At 59.6% G+C, this 17156-nt stretch carries 16 protein-coding genes; 6 read left to right on the top strand and 10 right to left on the bottom strand.

The features are described from left to right. Positions 1-84 precede the first annotated feature (84 nt). From AB4N41_RS20995 to AB4N41_RS20955, 9 genes are all read right to left on the bottom strand, one after another. On the bottom strand, positions 85-990 hold the full coding sequence (locus AB4N41_RS20995; protein ID WP_016774575.1) for a LysR family transcriptional regulator: 906 nt from the start codon (positions 988-990) through the stop codon (positions 85-87). Positions 991-1077: 87 nt separating this feature from the next. Then, positions 1078-1614 (bottom strand): 2,4'-dihydroxyacetophenone dioxygenase family protein, encoded by a 537-nt coding sequence (locus AB4N41_RS20990; protein ID WP_024012829.1) that lies wholly within the window; start codon positions 1612-1614, stop codon positions 1078-1080. A 108-nt stretch (positions 1615-1722) separates the two neighbouring features. Continuing rightward, positions 1723-2868 (bottom strand): glycerol dehydrogenase, encoded by a 1146-nt coding sequence (locus tag AB4N41_RS20985; protein ID WP_095179870.1) that lies wholly within the window; start codon positions 2866-2868, stop codon positions 1723-1725. Positions 2869-2892: 24 nt separating this feature from the next. Further along, a complete protein-coding gene (locus tag AB4N41_RS20980) occupies positions 2893-3663 on the bottom strand; it encodes an SDR family oxidoreductase (RefSeq protein WP_252878104.1) in 771 nt (256 codons plus the stop codon). A 33-nt stretch (positions 3664-3696) separates the two neighbouring features. Continuing rightward, on the bottom strand, positions 3697-4401 hold the full coding sequence (locus tag AB4N41_RS20975; RefSeq protein ID WP_073474647.1) for an ABC transporter ATP-binding protein: 705 nt from the start codon (positions 4399-4401) through the stop codon (positions 3697-3699). Beyond that, entirely contained in the window at positions 4394-6175 is a 1782-nt protein-coding gene (locus tag AB4N41_RS20970; protein ID WP_252878103.1) for a branched-chain amino acid ABC transporter ATP-binding protein/permease, read from the bottom strand. Before AB4N41_RS20970 ends, AB4N41_RS20975 begins: the two co-directional genes overlap by 8 nt. 11 nt (positions 6176-6186) lie before the next feature. Continuing rightward, positions 6187-7062 carry a branched-chain amino acid ABC transporter permease gene (locus AB4N41_RS20965; RefSeq protein ID WP_252878102.1) on the bottom strand — a complete coding sequence of 292 codons (876 nt, stop codon included), beginning with the start codon at positions 7060-7062 and terminating at the stop codon, positions 6187-6189. Positions 7063-7139: 77 nt separating this feature from the next. Continuing rightward, positions 7140-8387: an ABC transporter substrate-binding protein gene (locus tag AB4N41_RS20960; protein ID WP_016774568.1), complete on the bottom strand. Its 1248-nt coding sequence runs from the start codon at positions 8385-8387 to the stop codon at positions 7140-7142. 202 nt (positions 8388-8589) lie between these two features. Continuing rightward, positions 8590-9495: a LysR family transcriptional regulator gene (locus AB4N41_RS20955; RefSeq protein WP_236168955.1), complete on the bottom strand. Its 906-nt coding sequence runs from the start codon at positions 9493-9495 to the stop codon at positions 8590-8592. A 118-nt stretch (positions 9496-9613) separates the two neighbouring features. Here AB4N41_RS20955 and AB4N41_RS20950 point away from each other — a divergent pair, with 118 nt between their 5' ends. Beyond that, on the top strand, positions 9614-10540 hold the full coding sequence (locus AB4N41_RS20950) for an alpha/beta hydrolase (protein ID WP_236168956.1): 927 nt from the start codon (positions 9614-9616) through the stop codon (positions 10538-10540). A gap of 94 nt (positions 10541-10634) precedes the next feature. Next, entirely contained in the window at positions 10635-10844 is a 210-nt protein-coding gene (locus AB4N41_RS20945) for a hypothetical protein (protein WP_150635422.1), read from the top strand. 1 nt (position 10845) lies between these two features. Here AB4N41_RS20945 and AB4N41_RS20940 read toward each other — a convergent pair whose 3' ends face one another. Next, a complete protein-coding gene (locus AB4N41_RS20940; RefSeq protein ID WP_095179861.1) occupies positions 10846-11820 on the bottom strand; it encodes an NAD-dependent epimerase in 975 nt (324 codons plus the stop codon). 619 nt (positions 11821-12439) lie between these two features. On the opposite strand from AB4N41_RS20940, the gene rfaH reads away from it, so the two are divergent. The 4 genes from rfaH to AB4N41_RS20920 are packed head-to-tail and all read left to right on the top strand — an operon-like array spanning position 12440 to position 17094. Then, positions 12440-13024, top strand: a complete 585-nt coding sequence (gene rfaH, locus AB4N41_RS20935) for a transcription/translation regulatory transformer protein RfaH (protein ID WP_353956568.1) — start codon at positions 12440-12442, stop codon at positions 13022-13024. Positions 13025-13075: 51 nt separating this feature from the next. After that, the gene (locus AB4N41_RS20930) at positions 13076-14236 is read left to right on the top strand and encodes an outer membrane beta-barrel protein (protein WP_252878100.1); all 1161 of its coding nucleotides are present in this window, start codon (positions 13076-13078) and stop codon (positions 14234-14236) included. Between the two features lie 12 nt (positions 14237-14248). After that, a complete protein-coding gene (locus AB4N41_RS20925) occupies positions 14249-14782 on the top strand; it encodes a polysaccharide biosynthesis/export family protein (protein WP_236168959.1) in 534 nt (177 codons plus the stop codon). A gap of 2 nt (positions 14783-14784) precedes the next feature. Continuing rightward, a complete protein-coding gene (locus AB4N41_RS20920; protein WP_252878099.1) occupies positions 14785-17094 on the top strand; it encodes a GumC family protein in 2310 nt (769 codons plus the stop codon). Positions 17095-17156: the final 62 nt, after the last annotated feature.

Raw genomic sequence — 17156 nt, 5'->3', positions numbered from 1 at the left:
AAAACTCAGCCCTGATGATTCAGGGCTTTTTAATGCGCAGTTTGAGCATCGCGTTGATCAATACGCTGCCCCCAGAGCTGAACGTCAGGAGACCTTCCACGGATGCTCACGCCACTTGTTCTGAAAAAACTCGATGAATACTCGTATCCGTGGACTCAAATGCTTGCGATCCGAATAAAGCAGGTAGATCGGCTCGACCACACCCGTTTTGAAATCCTCAAGCAACGGCACTAGCGTTCCCGCTTTTACATCAAGCCCGATATGAAAGTCCGCAAGCTTCACCACGCCAGCGCCTGACAGCGCCATGTCGCGCAACAGATCGCCTTGAGTAAACGACGCGCTGGCGGTCACCGGTACCGAGACGCCGTCTCCATCCTGCAAAAATGACCATTTGTTCCACGGGCTGACGAAGCTGAAATTGAAGCAACGATGATTCAGCAAATCTGCGGGTGTGGTTGGTGTGCCGTGTTCAGCCAGGTACTGCGGCGAGGCACAGATCAGCCATTCACATTCGCCGATGCGTCTGGCAATGCGTGATGAGCTGGGCAATACGCCGCTGTGGATGGCGATATCGAGCCCTTGCTCGAAGTGATCGACGAATTGCGCGCCGAGTTGGATCTCAACGTCCAGTGAGGGATACAAATCCAGAAATTCCGGTAGCCACGGCACGATCTGGTGTTTGGCGAAAGAGGTCATGGTGTGGATGCGCAGGGTGCCACTGACCCTGGAGGGCAACGCCTCGGCCAGCGAGTCCGCCTCGTTCATGGCTTCAACGACGGCTTTGGCGCTGCGCAGGTAAGCGGCGCCCTCCTCGGTCAGCGTCAGCACGCGTGAGCCGCGCTGGAACAGCCGGACCTGCAAGCGATCTTCCAGGCGGGTGATCAGTTTGCTGACCGCTGATGGCGTCAGGTGATGGGCGCGCGCGGCAGCAGAAAAACTTCCACATTCGGTAGACCATATAAAAGCGAGCAGCTGCGAATAATTGTCCATGGCCGGTCCTGGCGAAAAGCTTGAAGGCATGTTGTCTCAACGCTTATGAAAAAGCGCGCCGAAGCGCGCTTTTTCCTGGGGGCCGGGTCAGCGAATGAACTGTTCGATGTAGTCGTCCGGCAAACCCAGCGTCTTGTAATGCGCTCGGGCGGCTTCAAGCTTGGTGAACACATCTTCGTAACCCACGGCAACGCCCTGCGGATCGACGTAAGTGTAGCCACCCTGCACGTGGAACCAGGTGATCATTTCACTCACATCCTCGGGGACGAACAGGGTATGCGTTTCACCGGGCGGCTCATAGGCAAAAGACCCCTCCTCCGCGACCCAGTCATGCTCCAGGTAGTACCAGCGACCCTTGAGCACGATCGCATGCACGCCGCCGGTATGGCGGTGACGCGACAGCACGCCGGCCTGACGCACCCGCAACAGGTTGATGTAATAGCCGCCGCTGGTGTTGAGCAGCAATGGCTTGAAGGAGACAGATTTTGTTACCGGCACCCACAGCGCATCGTCTTCGAGCCACTGCGTCATGACGCCCGGATGCACCATGTCGGGCGTCATGAATGGAACTTGCGGCAACTGATACGCAATGGCGAGTTCATCAGGTTTAACAGGAGTATTCATAGTCAGGCCTCTCGGTTTTTTTGACGAATTCACAGCACTTGATTGCGCCAGGATTTCGCTTGAGGGAAAGGTTATGGCGTCGCTGTACGGGAGAAAACAGCTACTTGGTCACACCTGTTGTGACGCAGGATCACAGTGTCGGGGCGGGTTCGCGCAGACTCTGACCAGCCGTGAACCAAGGCTGTCAGCCGCCGCCAATCCTTCCACCAGGCGCTGGTAGTTCAAGGGCGGTTGCATGTTTCTGGCGTAAACCGCCGATAAGGTTGCGTCCACGAGAATATTGATCTGCGCCGTCGTCAACGGCGTGCGCTGACCCAGTTCAGCGAACGTCACGGGCAGCTTCACCGCGTGCAGCAGACGCGCGACCTGTTCAATCTCTTCGGCCGGTCGCGCCTCCACCGCCATCTGCACCAGCGTGCCGAACGCCACCAGTTCGCCATGCAGCATCGACGCCATCGCCGGTATCGCGGTCAGCCCCCGAACCAGGGCATGGGACAGTGACAAACCACCGCTCTCGAAACCGACACCGCTAATCAGCACGGTGCCTTCGATTACCCGCTCGACATCATCGGTGAGTTCATGACGACACACCGCCTGATAAGCCGGGACGCCGTACTGCATCAGCGTGTCGAAAACCAGGTTGGTGAGCATCAATGCCGTGTGCAGCGGCGGTGTACCGAAAGAGTTGTGGCCGCCGGCGGCGTAGCACTGTCGGGCTTCGAATTTCTTGCTGATGGCATCGCCGATCCCGGCCGCGAAGAACCGTGCCGGCGCCTGAACGATGACCTCTGTATCGACAATCACAGCAGCGGGATTCATCTTCAGGAACTCCACGCCCACCACTTTGTGCTCTTCGTCGTAAAGCACGATCAGCCGACTCGTTGGCGCGTCACTTGAAGCGATCGTGGGGCAGACAATGATCGGTACGTCGAGATTGGCCGCCAGCCCCTTCGCCGTATCGATGGTCTTGCCACCGCCCAGCGCAATGATCGTGTCGGGGGCGTGCAGCAATGCCTGCTCGGATAACTGCGCAATCGCAGCGCGCGTGCACTCGCCGGGAAACTCGATGTGCAATGGCTCCAATCCCTGGTCCTGCAACGTGGCGCCAACCTGCGGCCATAGATGCCGGGCGACAAACTCATCGCAAAGCACCAGCGGCCGTGATCGGCCCATGTCGTTCAGCACTCTGCCCAATTGTTGCAATGCATTCGGACCCTGCTCGTAGCGCCCGGGAAATCCCATCGTTTTAACCATGACAAACGTCCTCGCAAGAAGTCATCAGCGCATCAACCAGCCGCCCGCGACATCAACCACCTGGCCGGTAATGAAGTCGCTTTCGCTTGACGTGAGAAAACACGCCGCTCTCGCCACCTCAAGCGGTGTGCCCAGCCTGCGCAGCGGTGTCTCGTCGACCACGGTTTGATTGGCCTGGGCCGATACGGTCTTGAGCAATGGCGTTTCGATTCGTCCAGGTGCCAGCGCATTGGCGGTGACACCGAACGGCCCGAGTTCGCCGGCCAGGTGGCGGGTAAAGCCGATGATTGCGGCTTTGGTCGCACTGTAGTGCGCTGCGACAATCGGCAAGAACGCGCTGCCCGCCACCGAAGACATATTGACGATGCGCCCGAACCGGCGCTCGACCATGCCGGGCGCGAGCACTCGCACCAGGTTGAAGGAGCCATTGAGGTTGATATCGACCACCCGCAGCCACTCCTCCGGCGCCATGGTCCAGATCGGCGCGGGTGCGCCGTGGTGTTTGGGCGAAACGCCGGCGTTGTTGATCAGGGTATCGATGGGGCCGAGCTCACCTTGCACGCGCTCGCATGCAGCAGCGCAGTCTTGAAAACTCGCGACATCAGCCTGCGCCCACGCGACCGCAAAACCCGCATCACGCAACGCCACGCCCTGCTGTTGCACCTTGTCGGCATCAGCATCGAGCAGCGCCACGGCTGCACCTTCTTCGCAATACAACCGCGCGATCGCCGCACCGATGCCGCCCCCGGCGCCGGTGACCAATACGGTGCGCCCGGCGTGTCTGGAATGAGTCATGAGCTGTTCTCACTTGCAGATGAATGGACTGGGTCAGAGCCCCAGATAAGCACGCTTGACGTGCGGGTTTTCCAGCAGTTCCTGGCCGGTGCCGCTGAGCACCACTTCGCCGTTCTCCAGCACGTAACCGCGATGAGCAATGCGCAGCGTATGAACGATGTTCTGCTCGACGATCAACACGGTGGTGCCCAACTGGAGAATCCTGTTGATGATCTCGAAGACCTGCGACACCAGCAGCGGCGACAGGCCCAGCGAGGGTTCATCAAACATCAACAATTTCGGCTCGGCCATCAGCCCCCGGGCGATGGCGACCATTTGTTGTTCGCCGCCCGACAGTGTCCCGGCGTTCTGATCAAGGCGTTCGCGCACCCTCGGAAACAGATCGAGAATATTGTCCAGACGCTGCCTGTAGCCCGCTCGTGCGCTGCGTTTGTAGGCGCCCATCAAGAGGTTGTCGCGCACGCTGATGAAGGGAAACAACTGGCGCCCCTCCGGTATCAGCGTCAGGCCCGCGTCGACAATCTGATCGGGGCGATTGCCATCGATGCGCTGGCCTTCGAATTCGATCGTGCCTTGGGACGGTGTGACGATGCCGCACAAGCTGCGCAGGGTCGTGGTTTTGCCGGCGCCGTTGGCGCCGACGATAGTCACCACCTCACCGGCATTGACCTCGAACGACACGCCACGAAGGATCTCCGTACCGCCATAGCCGCTGTGGACGTTGTCGAGTTTAAGCATGGCTGTACTCCTTACCGAGGTAGGCTTCGATAACCTGAGGATCGTTGATCACATCGTGAGGCGCGCCCTGCATCAGCAGCGTGCCGGAACTGATCACGACGATGCGGTCAGAAAGGCTCATGGTGGCTTGCATCAAGTGCTCGATCATCAACACGCTGACGCCCGAATCACGCACCCGGCGAATGACTGCGATGGCCTTGGCAACATCCGTCGGGTTGAGGCCGGCCATGACCTCGTCGAGCAGCAGGATGCGCGGGCGGGTCGCCAGAGCGCGGGCCATTTCCAGGCGCTTCATGCCGCCGACCGTCAAGTTGCGCGCCCGGGTGTCGAGCAGCGCGGTGAGTTCGGTCAGCTCGGCGACTTGCTCGGCGATCGCCCTCGCCTCCTTCGCGTCAGCGGTGTGCATGAATGCACCGAGCATGATGTTCTCGCAGACACTCAAATCAGCGAATGGCTGGACGATCTGAAAGGTCCGGCCAATGCCTGCCCGGGCGAACTCGGCCGGGCTGTTCGGGGTGACCCAGTCGCCATTGAGCAGGCGCACTTTCACCTGGCCTTTGGATGGCAGAAGAAACCCGGAGAGCTGGTTGAACACCGTAGTTTTGCCGGCGCCGTTCGGGCCGATCACACCCACGATTTCGCCCTCGGCCAAGCTCAGCGAAACATCGTTGGTGGCGTGCAGTCCGCCAAAGAACTTGTGCAGGTTTTCTGCGACCAGAACCGGCTCACCGTGCGTGGCCGAGTGGGCTTGCGCCAAGGTCGGCCCGATCGGTGCTTTTGTATTTGCCATCGAACGACGGCCGCCGGGCAATGAGTCGATCCAGGCAAATATCCGAGCCCCAAAACGCCCCACCACGCCTTGCGGAATAGTCAGCACCACCACGACCAGCACGATGCCATAGACCAGACCGTGCACCCCGCTGCCCAGATCGCCAAGCCAGCCGCGTGCCAGTTCAGCCAGCGGCAGCACCAGCAAAGTGCCGATCAGCGGTCCCGATACCGTGCCCAGTCCACCAATCAACGCGAACATGGCGATCTGAATCGACATCTCGAGAGAAAACATCGAGCCGGGTTCGATGAAGGTCAGGTACATCGCATGAAAGCTGCCGACCAGGCTGGTGATAAATGCGGACAACACCACGGCGATCAGCTTGACCTTGACCGAGTTCACGCCCACCGCATGGGCGGCGTCTTCACGCTCACGCACGGCGATCAGGTAATAACCCAGTCGGGAATTCTTGATCTTCCACGACACTGCCAATGTGATGAGCAGAAACGCGAAGGCAATCAGCAGGTATGGCCAGCGCGGGCGGAACAACATCCACTCGAAACCGAGCTTCAGCGGTACGCCCAGCCCTGCCGCACCACCGGTCACGTCATGCTGATTGATCGCCACCAGACGCACGACCTCCAGCACCGCAATGGTCGCCAAGGCAAAAAACGGCCCGCGCAATCTGAAGCACGGCCAACTGATCAGCACCGCGACGATCGACGACAGGATTGCGCCAGCGAACATGCCGATCCATGGACTGATGCCCAGTTTCATCATCAGCAGCGTCGTCGTGTAAGCGCCCACCCCATAGAACACGGCATGCCCCAACGACAGCTGGCCGGCAAACCCGCCGACGATGTTCCAGGCACTGGCCAGTGCCGCATAACTGCATATGAGGATGAACAGGTGATAAACGAACGGCGAGCCAACGCTCAATGGAATGATCAGTAACAGCGCCAGGGCCAGTGCACTGACATAGACACGCGGGTGCAAAATATTCATGAACATCTTCCTCACTCAGACCCGCGACCGGCGCCGAAAAGACCTGTCGGACGAAACACCAGGATGCCAAGGAAAATCGTGAAGTAGACGACCTCCTTGAGGTCCGGCGCGATGTAGTAACCGGCGAGACTGTCGACGATGCCGATCAGCATTGAGCCGATCAGTGCGCCGGACAGGCTACCCAGGCCGCCCAGCACCACAATCACAAACGCCGTCAGCACGAAGAAAGTGCCAACGGTTGGAAAGACCGGATATTGCGGGGCGATCAGTCCCGAGGCGACGCCCAGGCAGGCGCAACCCAGGCCGAAGGCAAACACATAGATGTTTTTGACGTTGACGCCCATCAGTTGCGCCGCGTGGCGATGCTGTGCAGTAGCGCGGACAGCCCGGCCGAGAAATGTGTTCTGCAAAAACCAGTGCAGCCCCGCGACCAGTGCGAGCGACGCGACAAACGTGATCAACTGACCGCTGCTGACGCGAAAGGCGCCGAAGCTGACGGTCGTGGTACCGACGCTGATGTTCTTCACCGTCATGACGTCGGCACCGAAGATCAGCAACGCGCCGTTCATCAGGGCAATCGAGACGCCGACGGTGGCGAAAATCTGGATATGTCCCTCGGCGCCAAGCAACGGCTGGATGATGAAACGCTGCATTGCCGCACCAGCGGCAAACAACAGGATCGTCGCAGGAATGATCGCCATATACGGGTGGATGCCGAAGTGCGAATTCAGCAAGTACACGGCATACAGGCCGATCATCAGAAACTCGCCATGGGCGAAGTTGACCACACGCACGATGCCGAAAATCAGAGTCAGGCCGATGCTGATGATGGCCAGCGTGCCACCGAGCAATAAGCCGTTTAACAGGAGCTGGATGAAAATTTCCACGGTTGGCGCCCTCTTTGCGAGCGAACGAACCCGTGAAGCTCAATGATCAAGCTTCAGCAGATTGCGGGGTTCAGGTATCAGGGTTGGTCGGAAAAACGCGCTTGGGCAACGGCGGCTGCCTGGGGGTAAACGGTTTTCAGCAGTCCGTTCTGCCACTGCATGATTGCCGTATTGGCGCGCTGGTTCTGGCCGTTCTTGCCAAACCTGGCACCGATGCCGGCAGCCGTGCCGCCGAGAGGAATATCGATGGTTGCCACCGAGGCACGGATCGCATCGGCGTCCAGCGAAGTACTGTTTTCCATGGCATCGAGGAATATCTTCGCCCCGACATAGTTGATCAGGCTGTGGCCCGAGCGCGGTTCGCTGCCGTAGCGATCCTTGTATGCCTTGGCGAACGCCCCGATACCGGGAGCGCCGTTTTCATTGGTCTGGAACTGTGGGAAATCGACATCGAGCACGCCTTCCATATTGGCTGCGCCGACGACCTTGACCGTGTCCTGCATGGAATAGCCGCCGCCGGCGCCGATAACGGCTTTGGGCCTGAAACCGGCTTCGCGGATCTGGCGGAAAAACAGCGTCGTGTCGTTCTGATAACTGGTCTGCAATACCACATCCGCCTGGGCGCCTTTCAAACGCAGGATCAGCGATGAGAGATCGACCGCTTTGGCCGAATACGGTAGTACCTCGACCACGTTCAGACCTTGCTCCTGAGCGATTTTTTTCTGAAACCCGGCGATGGTCGTACCGTACAGCGCATCCTCGTGGATGATCGCGACCTTCAATTGTTTCGGATCGACCTTGAGCGATGGGCTGACAATGTCCGTGATGGCGGTGATGGTGCCCTCGGCAAAATTCCTGGCGGTCGGGTTGCTGCGCATCACGTAGCTCAGATCACGCTCAGTGATGTGGTCGGACACCGCACCCAATTCGAAAAAGGGCACCCCCGCCATCTCCGTCACCTGCGTAGCCGCAAATGACAGCGCCGAGGAATAGCTGCCAAATACAGCAGTGACGTTTTCAACAGAGGTGAGCCGGCGCGCGGCACCGACCGCTTGTCCCGCATCGACTGCGTCGGCCTTGAGCAACTTGATCGGCTCGCCCTTCAAACCGCCCGAGGCATTTCGTTCGGCGACGGCCAGTTCGAGGCCACGGAAGCTCTCGTCGCCCAGCAACGCCAGGGATCCACTCAGGGGATAAAGCGCACCGATCCTGATGTCCGCGAGCGCGGCAACCGGAGTGGACAGGCAAAGCAGGATGCCGGCAGCTTTCAGCCAGCTTTTCGCGGTAGCCGCCACGGCCACGGCTTCCTCTTGAGCGAGTCTCATTGGATTCATCTCCCGCAGATATTGTTTTTATTGTTCCTTCAAATGATCCGTGCCGAGCACAGACATCGTCGGATTACAGTGGCGATGACACGCAAGTTTTTGCGCCACTGTTTGCAAGAGTACGGCTCGCCAAGATTGGCTGGATATAGCTGAAAAAGCACACCTGCTGTGAATTTTCGGCACAGCTTCTATCGCCGATTGATCAGTCCCAAGGCGCCGGCGACCACGCTTCCACCAGCCGGTCGATGAACAGCCGAATCTTCGGCGACAGGTGTCGCTTGCTCGGATAAATCACCCGGATCGGCTCGGCAGCCTCGGCGTACTCTGCGAGCAACTGCACGAGCTTGCCACTGCGCAAGTCATCGTTGACTACATAGGATGGCAACGTCGCGATACCGAGGCCGGCGGCAGTCGCCTGATGCAAGGCCTCAGCGCTGTCCATCTGCAGCCGCCCGGCATGAATGACCGACACAGGCTGACCATTGACGCGAAAATTCCACGGCAGCAATCGGCCACCGCTGACGAAGTGCAGGCACGCATGCCCGGCGAGATCATCAGGTCTCTGCGGTGCCGGATGTTCATTCAGGTAATTGGGCGAGGCACAGGTGATCATTTGCTGGTAAGCCACCGTGCGCGTGAGTAGCCCGGAGTCTTCCTTGGGCGGACCGATGCGAATCGCCAGATCGAAACCCTCGTCGATCAGGTCGACCAGCCGATCGGAAAACGTCGCGTCGATGGCGAGCGACGGCCAGTCTCTCAGGCAGCGCTCGATGTGCTGCACAACGTGCAGCCGGCCCAGTGCTACCGGCAGGCTCATGCGCAAGCGGCCGCTGGGCGTCGAACGGCGGAACGCCAAAGCTTCTTCGACCTCGTCCAGATCCTGCAGGATGCCCACGCATCGCTCATACAGCACCCGACCATCGTCGGTCAGGCTCAGGCTGCGGGTGGTGCGGTTGAGCAGACGGACCTGCAGACGCGATTCGAGCCGCACGATCGATTTACCGACGGCCGAGCGAGTCAGCCCGAGTTGCCTGGCCGCCGCCGTAAAACTTCCGGCATCCACCGAGGCGACGAAGGCGGCGATGTCGTTCAGGTTATGCAGTTCCATGTGGCCTCCGGATTTGGCATTCAAGCGGCTTGGCACCGGTTATGGGGAACCCTATTCCCCAATCATGAGCATAACATCTCGATTAGTTAATCCATCACCAACGCCTGATTGAGGTCATATGAACACTGAAGTAAAAGCAGCCGTGCAAACCTGGGCCAACAGCCTCAGCGATCTGGTACCCGTGCTCAAGGGCACCGATACCACCACAAAGATGAGCGACATCCGCGATGCCTACGCAAAAATGCTCGGGCAGAATCAGCCGCCGGCTGGCGTGAGGTTTGAAACAGTCGACATGGGCGGCGTGCCCGCTACGCTGGTGACTCCGGATGAGCTCAAGACCGACGCGGTGCTGATGTACATCCACGGTGGCGCCTACATCGTCGGTCGACCTGACGGCTACCACGGCATCGGCGGCAACTACGCAAAAATGCTTGGCGCGCGGGTGTACATGCCGGATTACCGCCTCGCACCCGAGCATCAGTTCCCCACCCCTATCAATGACACTTTGCGCGCCTATGAGTGGTTGCTTGAGCAGAGCATCGTCGCCAGCAAGATTGCCTTCGCAGGCGAGTCGGCGGGTGGCGCGATGGTGGTCAGCGTGATGGTCGCGGCAAAATCCAAAGGTTTGCCATTGCCTGCGGTGGGCTCGTCAATTTCGCCATGGGCCAACCTCGAACACACCGGCGCCTCCATGAGCAATCGTGAAGGCCTTGATCCGCTGAACTCCAAGCCCGTGCTGGACATCCTCGCGCGAGCCTTTCTCGGCGACACCTTGGCCAACCATCCGCTGGCGTCGCCGGTGTTCGCCGACGTCACCGGACTGCCACCGATTCTGGTGCAGATCGGCGAAAACGAACTGATGCTCAGTGACGCGATGCGTCTGGCCAATCACCTGGCGGACAACCGCGTCCGGGTCAATCTTGAAGTGTGGCCCGGCATGTTTCACGCCTGGCATTTCTACGCGGGCATGCTGGCCGAGGGGCAGCAGGCGCTGGAGAGCTCGGTGCGGTTTATCGAGGCGGGATTGACTGAGGCTAATCGCTGACCAAACTGCGTCCGCTGCTGATCGGGGACACTTCTGGCTGTATTGCTCGGCGCCTTGGCGGTATGGTGATTTGCCGACCGCCGAGGAACCCTGAATGCCGAAAAAACCACCAGCCCCTGAGAACAGCGCCAGTGCAGCCGACATCGAACGCGCCATTCTGGCCTTGAACAAAATGGCCGAGCGTCTGTGGGGTGACGGGCGTGAAGCCGAGGCCAAAGCGTTGCTCGATGCACTGGATGCGCTGAATCGCGCCCTCGACCGGATCCGCATCGGGGAAAGTCGCAGGGCCGTCACCCTGCACTGAATCAGACCTGATAGAACTCGCGATACCACTGCACGAATGCTTGCACGCCCTGCTCGATCGGCACGTGCGGGCTGAAGTCGATGCAGCGCGCCAGCGCCGACACGTCGGCCCAGGTCTTCAATACATCGCCCTCCTGCATTGGCAGATAACGGCGCTGGGCCTTCATGCCCAATGCCTGCTCCAGGCATTCGACGAAGCTCAATAGCGCTACTGGACTGCCGCGACCGATATTGAACAGCCGGTTAGTACCACGCTCGGCGCTGAGTGCGGGCGGTTTGTCGAGCAGTCGCAAAATCCCTTCGACGATGTCATCGATGTAGGTGAAATCCCGCGCCATTTCGCCTTGGTTGTAAAGGTCGATGGCGCGCCCCTGCAGCATCGCTTCGGTGAACTTGAACAGCGCCATGTCCGGTCGACCCCAGGGACCGTAGACGGTAAAAAAACGCAGGCCGGTGGCTTGCAAGCCGTAGAGATGGCAGTAACTGTGCGCGAGCAATTCGTTGGCACGCTTGGTCGCGGCGTACAACGAAACCGGTTGGTCGACCGGGTCGTCTTCTGCAAACGGCATCTTGGTATTGGCGCCATACACCGAGCTGCTCGAGGCGTAGATAAAGTGCTCCGGCGGATGACGACGGCATGCCTGCAGAACGTTGAGAAACCCGACCAGATTCGATTGCGCATATGCATCAGGATTGTCCAGCGAGTAGCGCACACCGGCCTGGGCGGCCAAGTGAATGACCTGTTTGAAGTGTCCGTGCTGTAACAGCGCGTTCAACGCCGCCTGATCAACAATGTCCAGTCGATGGAAAGTGAAATTGGCCAGCGTCTGCAATCTGTGCAAACGCGCCTGTTTGAGTTTGACATCGTAATAAGGATTGAGATTGTCGATACCCACAACCTCGAGCCCCTCGCGACACAAACGCATGACCGTGTGATAACCGATAAAACCTGCGGCACCTGTCACCAGAACACTCATGATCACCTCGGCTCACCGGTTGGACTTTAAGGAGATACACAGCACCGAACATTTACCGGCCAACAACGGCAACTATTGATAGACGACCCTAGTTACCCTGGCCAGCAGCATCCGACGCGAGGTATTTAAAAGTCGAACTGCCGATGAATCGAAAGATGTAAGATTGAAACTAATTTGCTATCACGGACGCCATCTAACACCCGCGACTTCAATAACTTCGAAAAGTTTAAAAAATCCGACGAATAAATTTCACCGTTCACAAACAATGACTTACGAAACACGGCCATTATCAGCGGATGAAAGGCAGTCTTTTTGACTGTTATTAATTGACAGCTTGCAAAGACTGGCCGATAACTTAGCACTGCCCGAAGAGCTCGCGCCGCCGCGCACTTTTCTGCTCTCCGGCTACTTATGTAATTGGATCCTGAAGGTCGCAACTGCGAACCGTGCGGTAGCTTTGCCTGAATGAAAGCGCGCCGATTCGTTATAGCCAAGACGGCCACGGATATAACAATAACCAACCAAGTTGATTCATTTTTGAAACACTTCTTCTGCCAATAAACATTGATGCATCTGGCTCGGCACTTTGCCTTGATCAGCCTACTACCTACTAGCAAGCATGACGGCTCGTCCCACGTTGTCGGCCGCCCTGCTTACACGATCGCTATGTATGGAGTACTCCAGCATGCTAACGGTTTGCCGCAACGGCTCTAACTGGTATTTATTGCAGTGCAAGCCCCGCCAGGATGAACGGGCACAACTCAATCTGCAGCAACAGAACTATTCAACCTTCCGGCCGCAGCTGATGAGCGAGCGAAGTGTTCGTGGCAAACGCCAACGAACACTGGAATCGCTGTTTCCCGGCTACGTGTTCATTCAACTGAGCCGCGACGACAACTGGGCACCGATTCGCTCGACCCGTGGTGTCAGCCGCATCGTCGAATTCAACCATGTCCCCGCCCGGGTCGATGAAGACGTGATCGCGCAATTGCGTGAGCGCAGTCAGGAGTCGATCGGCTTTCCTGCGGAACCGACACTCAAGCCCGGCGAACCTCTGCAAATCGTCCAAGGTCCACTGTCCCCGCTCGAAGGCGTGTTCCTCTCCATGCAGGGTGATGAACGGGTGATGATCCTGCTCAATTTCCTCAACCGCCAACAGCACGTCAGCGTCCCGCTGAGTTACCTCGAACGCCAGCGACAATAGTCCGGATCCGCTTCGCCCTGACCCCGACCCCCTTAATCAGGAGCGTGATCCATGGCTCTGAAGCCTCGCTGTTCCCTGGTTTTAGTCGTCGCCTGCTGTGCCCCCGAAGCTGCCTGGAGCGTTGAGCCGCAAGCGATCAATGTGTACGGCTTCGATTTCACCCCGACCTTTGCCTTGTCGGAAAGCTACGACGACAACTTTCGTGAAGTCGAACACGATGTCGAATCGACCATGGTCACCCGCCTGGCGCCGGCCTTCGAGCTCAAAGCCGAGGACCGCAACAGTGCCACGCGGGTGATCTGGGAGCCGACCCGCTACATCTATCACAGCGCCTCGGACGCTTCGAACACCGCCCAGCGTCTGCGCGCCGACAGCATCATGGAATTCACCGATCGGCATCGGCTGAAACTCGAAGCCGAGGCGCGCAAATACGAGCGCACCACTTCGACCGCCGTCGACGGCATCAACGACAAGATCGAGAGCCAGCGCGTCGGCGGCGTCTACACCTTCGGCGCGCGCAGTGCGCTGAACCAGATCGACCTCGGCGCCAGTTACGCAAGGCTGCGCTACGACAACTCCGACGGCATCAACGATGACAAGGAACGCGACACCAGCAACCTGACCAGCACTTGGTATCACCGCCTCGGCAGCAAGACCCGTGGCCTGCTCGAATACGACCACACCCGCTTCGATTACCTGCAATCGAACAGCCCGCGCAGCAGTCGCTCCGACGCGGTGCTGGCTGGGGCCGAGTGGGACATGACAGCGAAAACCACCGGCAAGCTGCGCGTCGGTTACGAGCGAAAGAATTTCGACCAGAGCGGTTCCGACGACCTGAGCAACCCCACCTGGCAAGTGGATCTGGCGTGGAAACCGCGCACCTACTCGACCTTCACCTTTCTCGCGCGCCAGGCCATGGCCGAAGGCGATGACGGCTCCGACGCGGTGAAAGCCACCTTCACCCAGATCGGTTGGCGCCACGGCTGGACCGAGCGCATCACCACGATTGCTGAAGCCGGCATGGGTCATTACGTCTACGAAGGCCAGGACCGCAGCGACGATTTGCAGGACTACAAACTCGGCGTGAATTACGCAATGCGCCGCTGGCTGGACGTCGAAGTCGCCTACCGCCACCGCGACAACGACTCCGATGCCGACAACGAAAGCTTCACCCGCAATGTTTTCCAGATCACGTTCGACGTCAGTCTTTAGGAGGGTTGGGCCATGCACACGCGCCTGATTTTACTGTTGTTGCTGCTCTGGACAGTGCCCACGGTCGAGGCGGCGGACACCGACACCCATTACCGCCTGGCCGCTGGCGATGTCTTGCGCATCATCGTGTTCGGCGAGCCGGAACTGAGCTTCAAGAAGATTCGCCTCAATGATGCCGGCACGTTCTCCTACCCGTTTCTCGGCGAAATCGTCGCCAAGGGCCTGACGCCCAATCAGGTCGAACAGAAAATTGTCGATGGCCTCAAGCAAGGCTATCTGGTCGATCCGAAAGTCAGCCTCAGCCAGATCGAGTACCGCCCGTTCTACATCAACGGCGAGGTGCAAAAGCCCGGCAGCTATCCGTTTCAGCCCGGCCTGACCCTGGAGAAAGCCATCGCCCTGGGTGGCGGCCTGACCGAACGCGCCTCGATGAAACGCGTGACGATCCTGCGCGGCAGTGGCGGCCCGCCGGTCACTGAAAACGTCTCGCGCACCACTGTCATCGCCCCCGGCGACACCATTTCCATTGCACAAGGCTTTTTCTGATCATGGACAACAGCCCAAGCACCTACCTCGAACGTCCGCTCCAGGGCCACTTGCCAACGCAAGCCGCCGACGAGTCGGACACCCTTGATCTGCTGCATCTGTGGCGGGTGATCTGGTCGGCGAAGTGGAACATCGCCTGGCTTGTGCTGCTCAGTTGCGCGCTGGCCGTGGTGGCGCTGTCGTTCATCACGCCGCAATACGTCGGCAGTGCGACGTTGCTGATCAAGGACAAGACGCCGCCCGTGATGAGTTTTCAGCAAGCCGCCGAAGCCGGTGGCGCGACCACCACCGATTACTTGCAGACCCAGCAAGCGCTGCTGCAATCGCGGGAGCTGGCCGAGCGCGCCGTACGCAAACTGGGCCTCACCACCCACCCGGTCACCGATCCACGCCAGCAGGCGCAGAGTTGGTTCACCCCGCGCCAATGGCTGGCGGAGCTAAATCGCGACCAATGGCTGCCATGGCTGGATCTGCTGCCGCCGCCGAAGCCGCCAGCGACCGAAGAGCAAGTGTTCAATGACGTCACGCAAAACCTGATGCTGCACACCAGCGTCAAGTTTGTCGGCAAGAGTCAATTGCTGGAGATCGACGTCGAACTGCCCGACCCGGCACTCGCTGCGGCGGTGGCCAACGCCCTCGCCCAAGGCTTCATCGACAGCCAGCAGGACACCAGCCTGAAGTCTTCGCAAAACAACACCAGCTGGATGAACACCCGCCTGGTCGAACTGCGTGACAACCTGCGCGTGGCCGAAAACAAGTTGCAGGCCTATCGCGAGGAACAGGGTCTGGTCGATGTCGACGGCGTCGCCACCATCAGTGCCAACGAGCTGCAAATGACCGGCAATCGCATGATCGACGCGCGCCGCGACCGTGCCGAAGCGGAGAGCCAGTTCCGTCAGGCGCAAGCCTTGAGCAACGGCGACATCAGCCGTTTGTCCAGCGTGCCGGCAGTGCTGAGCAATCCGCTGATTCAGCAGTTCCAGGCCGACCTGGCCAAGGCTCAGGCCAAAGTCGAAGAGTTGTCGGGCCGCTACGGGCCGAAACACCCGGCGCTGATATCCGCCCGTTCCGAACAGCGCACCGCCGCCAACAGTCTGCGCCTGCAAGTGCAGCAAGTGGTCGCCGGCATCGAGCGTCAATACCAATTGGCAGTGGCCAGCGAAGACGCCCTGCGCAAATCCTTCAACAGCAACAAAGCGCAGATTCAGGACATTTCGCGCAAGGAATTCCAGCTGCGCGAATTCCAGCGTGAAGTCGACAGCACCCGCGCGCTGTATGAAACCTTCGTCACCCGCCTCAAGGAAACCGCCGCCACTTCGGACATGGATTCGGCCAAGGCGCGCATCGTCGACCCGGCGATCGCACCGCTGGAAGCGAGCAAACCGCGCAAGAACCTGATTCTCGCGATTGTTGCGCTGGTCGCTGCGGTGGTTGGCGTCGCCCTCGCCTTCCTCTTCGATACGCTGAGCAACACCTTCAAGACCGACGACACCGTCGAGAGTCTGCTCAATGTGCCGTTGCTCAGCGTCGTGCCGCTGGTGATGAAGAAGAGCCGGCGACAGTTGGCGCGGCTGTTCGAAGACAACGACCACCCGCGCTTCTGTGAAACCATCCGTAATCTGCGCACCTGGCTGATGCTGCAGAACAACGAACGCCCGGCGCAGGTGGTGCTCGTCACTTCCTCGGTGTCCGGCGAAGGCAAAAGTACCATCGCCAACAACCTTGCCTCGTCACTCGCGCCACTGGAACGGGTGCTGCTGATCGATGCCGACATGCGTCAGCCGACACTGTCGCTGAACTTCGATTTCCCGCCGCAGAGCCCCGGCCTCGCCAACCTCATGGCCGGCAGCGCACGGCTGGAAGACTGCATTCGCAGTGTCGGTAATCTGGACATGCTCCCGGCCGGCTGCCTGACGCCCGCAGCGCTGGACCCGTTCGAGGCACCACGCTTGAAAGCCTCGAGCAGTTCGAGCAACGCCGTGGCCCCCGCGCAGGACTTGCTCAGTTCACCGCGCCTCGGTCGGCTGTTGCAGATTCTCAAGTCGCGCTACCGGCACATCATCATCGATTCGCCGCCAGCGGAAATCGTCAGTGACGCGCTGTTGCTGGCGCAGCATTCCGATGCGGTGATCTACGTGGTCAAGGCGCAGAGCACGCCGGTCGGCCAGGTGCGCAAGAGCATTGCCGTGTTGCAGCAGAGCCAGGCGCCGGTGTTCGGCGTGGTGCTCAATCAGGTCGATCTGCGCAAGGCGCGCAAGTACGGCCATGGCCATTCCCGTTCCTTCTACGACTACGACTTCGCCCCGCGCTGATCCTTCGGGCCGTGCCGCCCGGCCGCAGCCTGTCCTTCCCTGTTCGATGAATCGGAGATCGC

It is taken from the genome of Pseudomonas sp. S2_A10, from assembly GCF_054668465.1.
The sequence above is the reverse complement of the archived record's forward strand: the minus strand, read 5'-3'. Positions and strand labels throughout refer to the sequence as shown.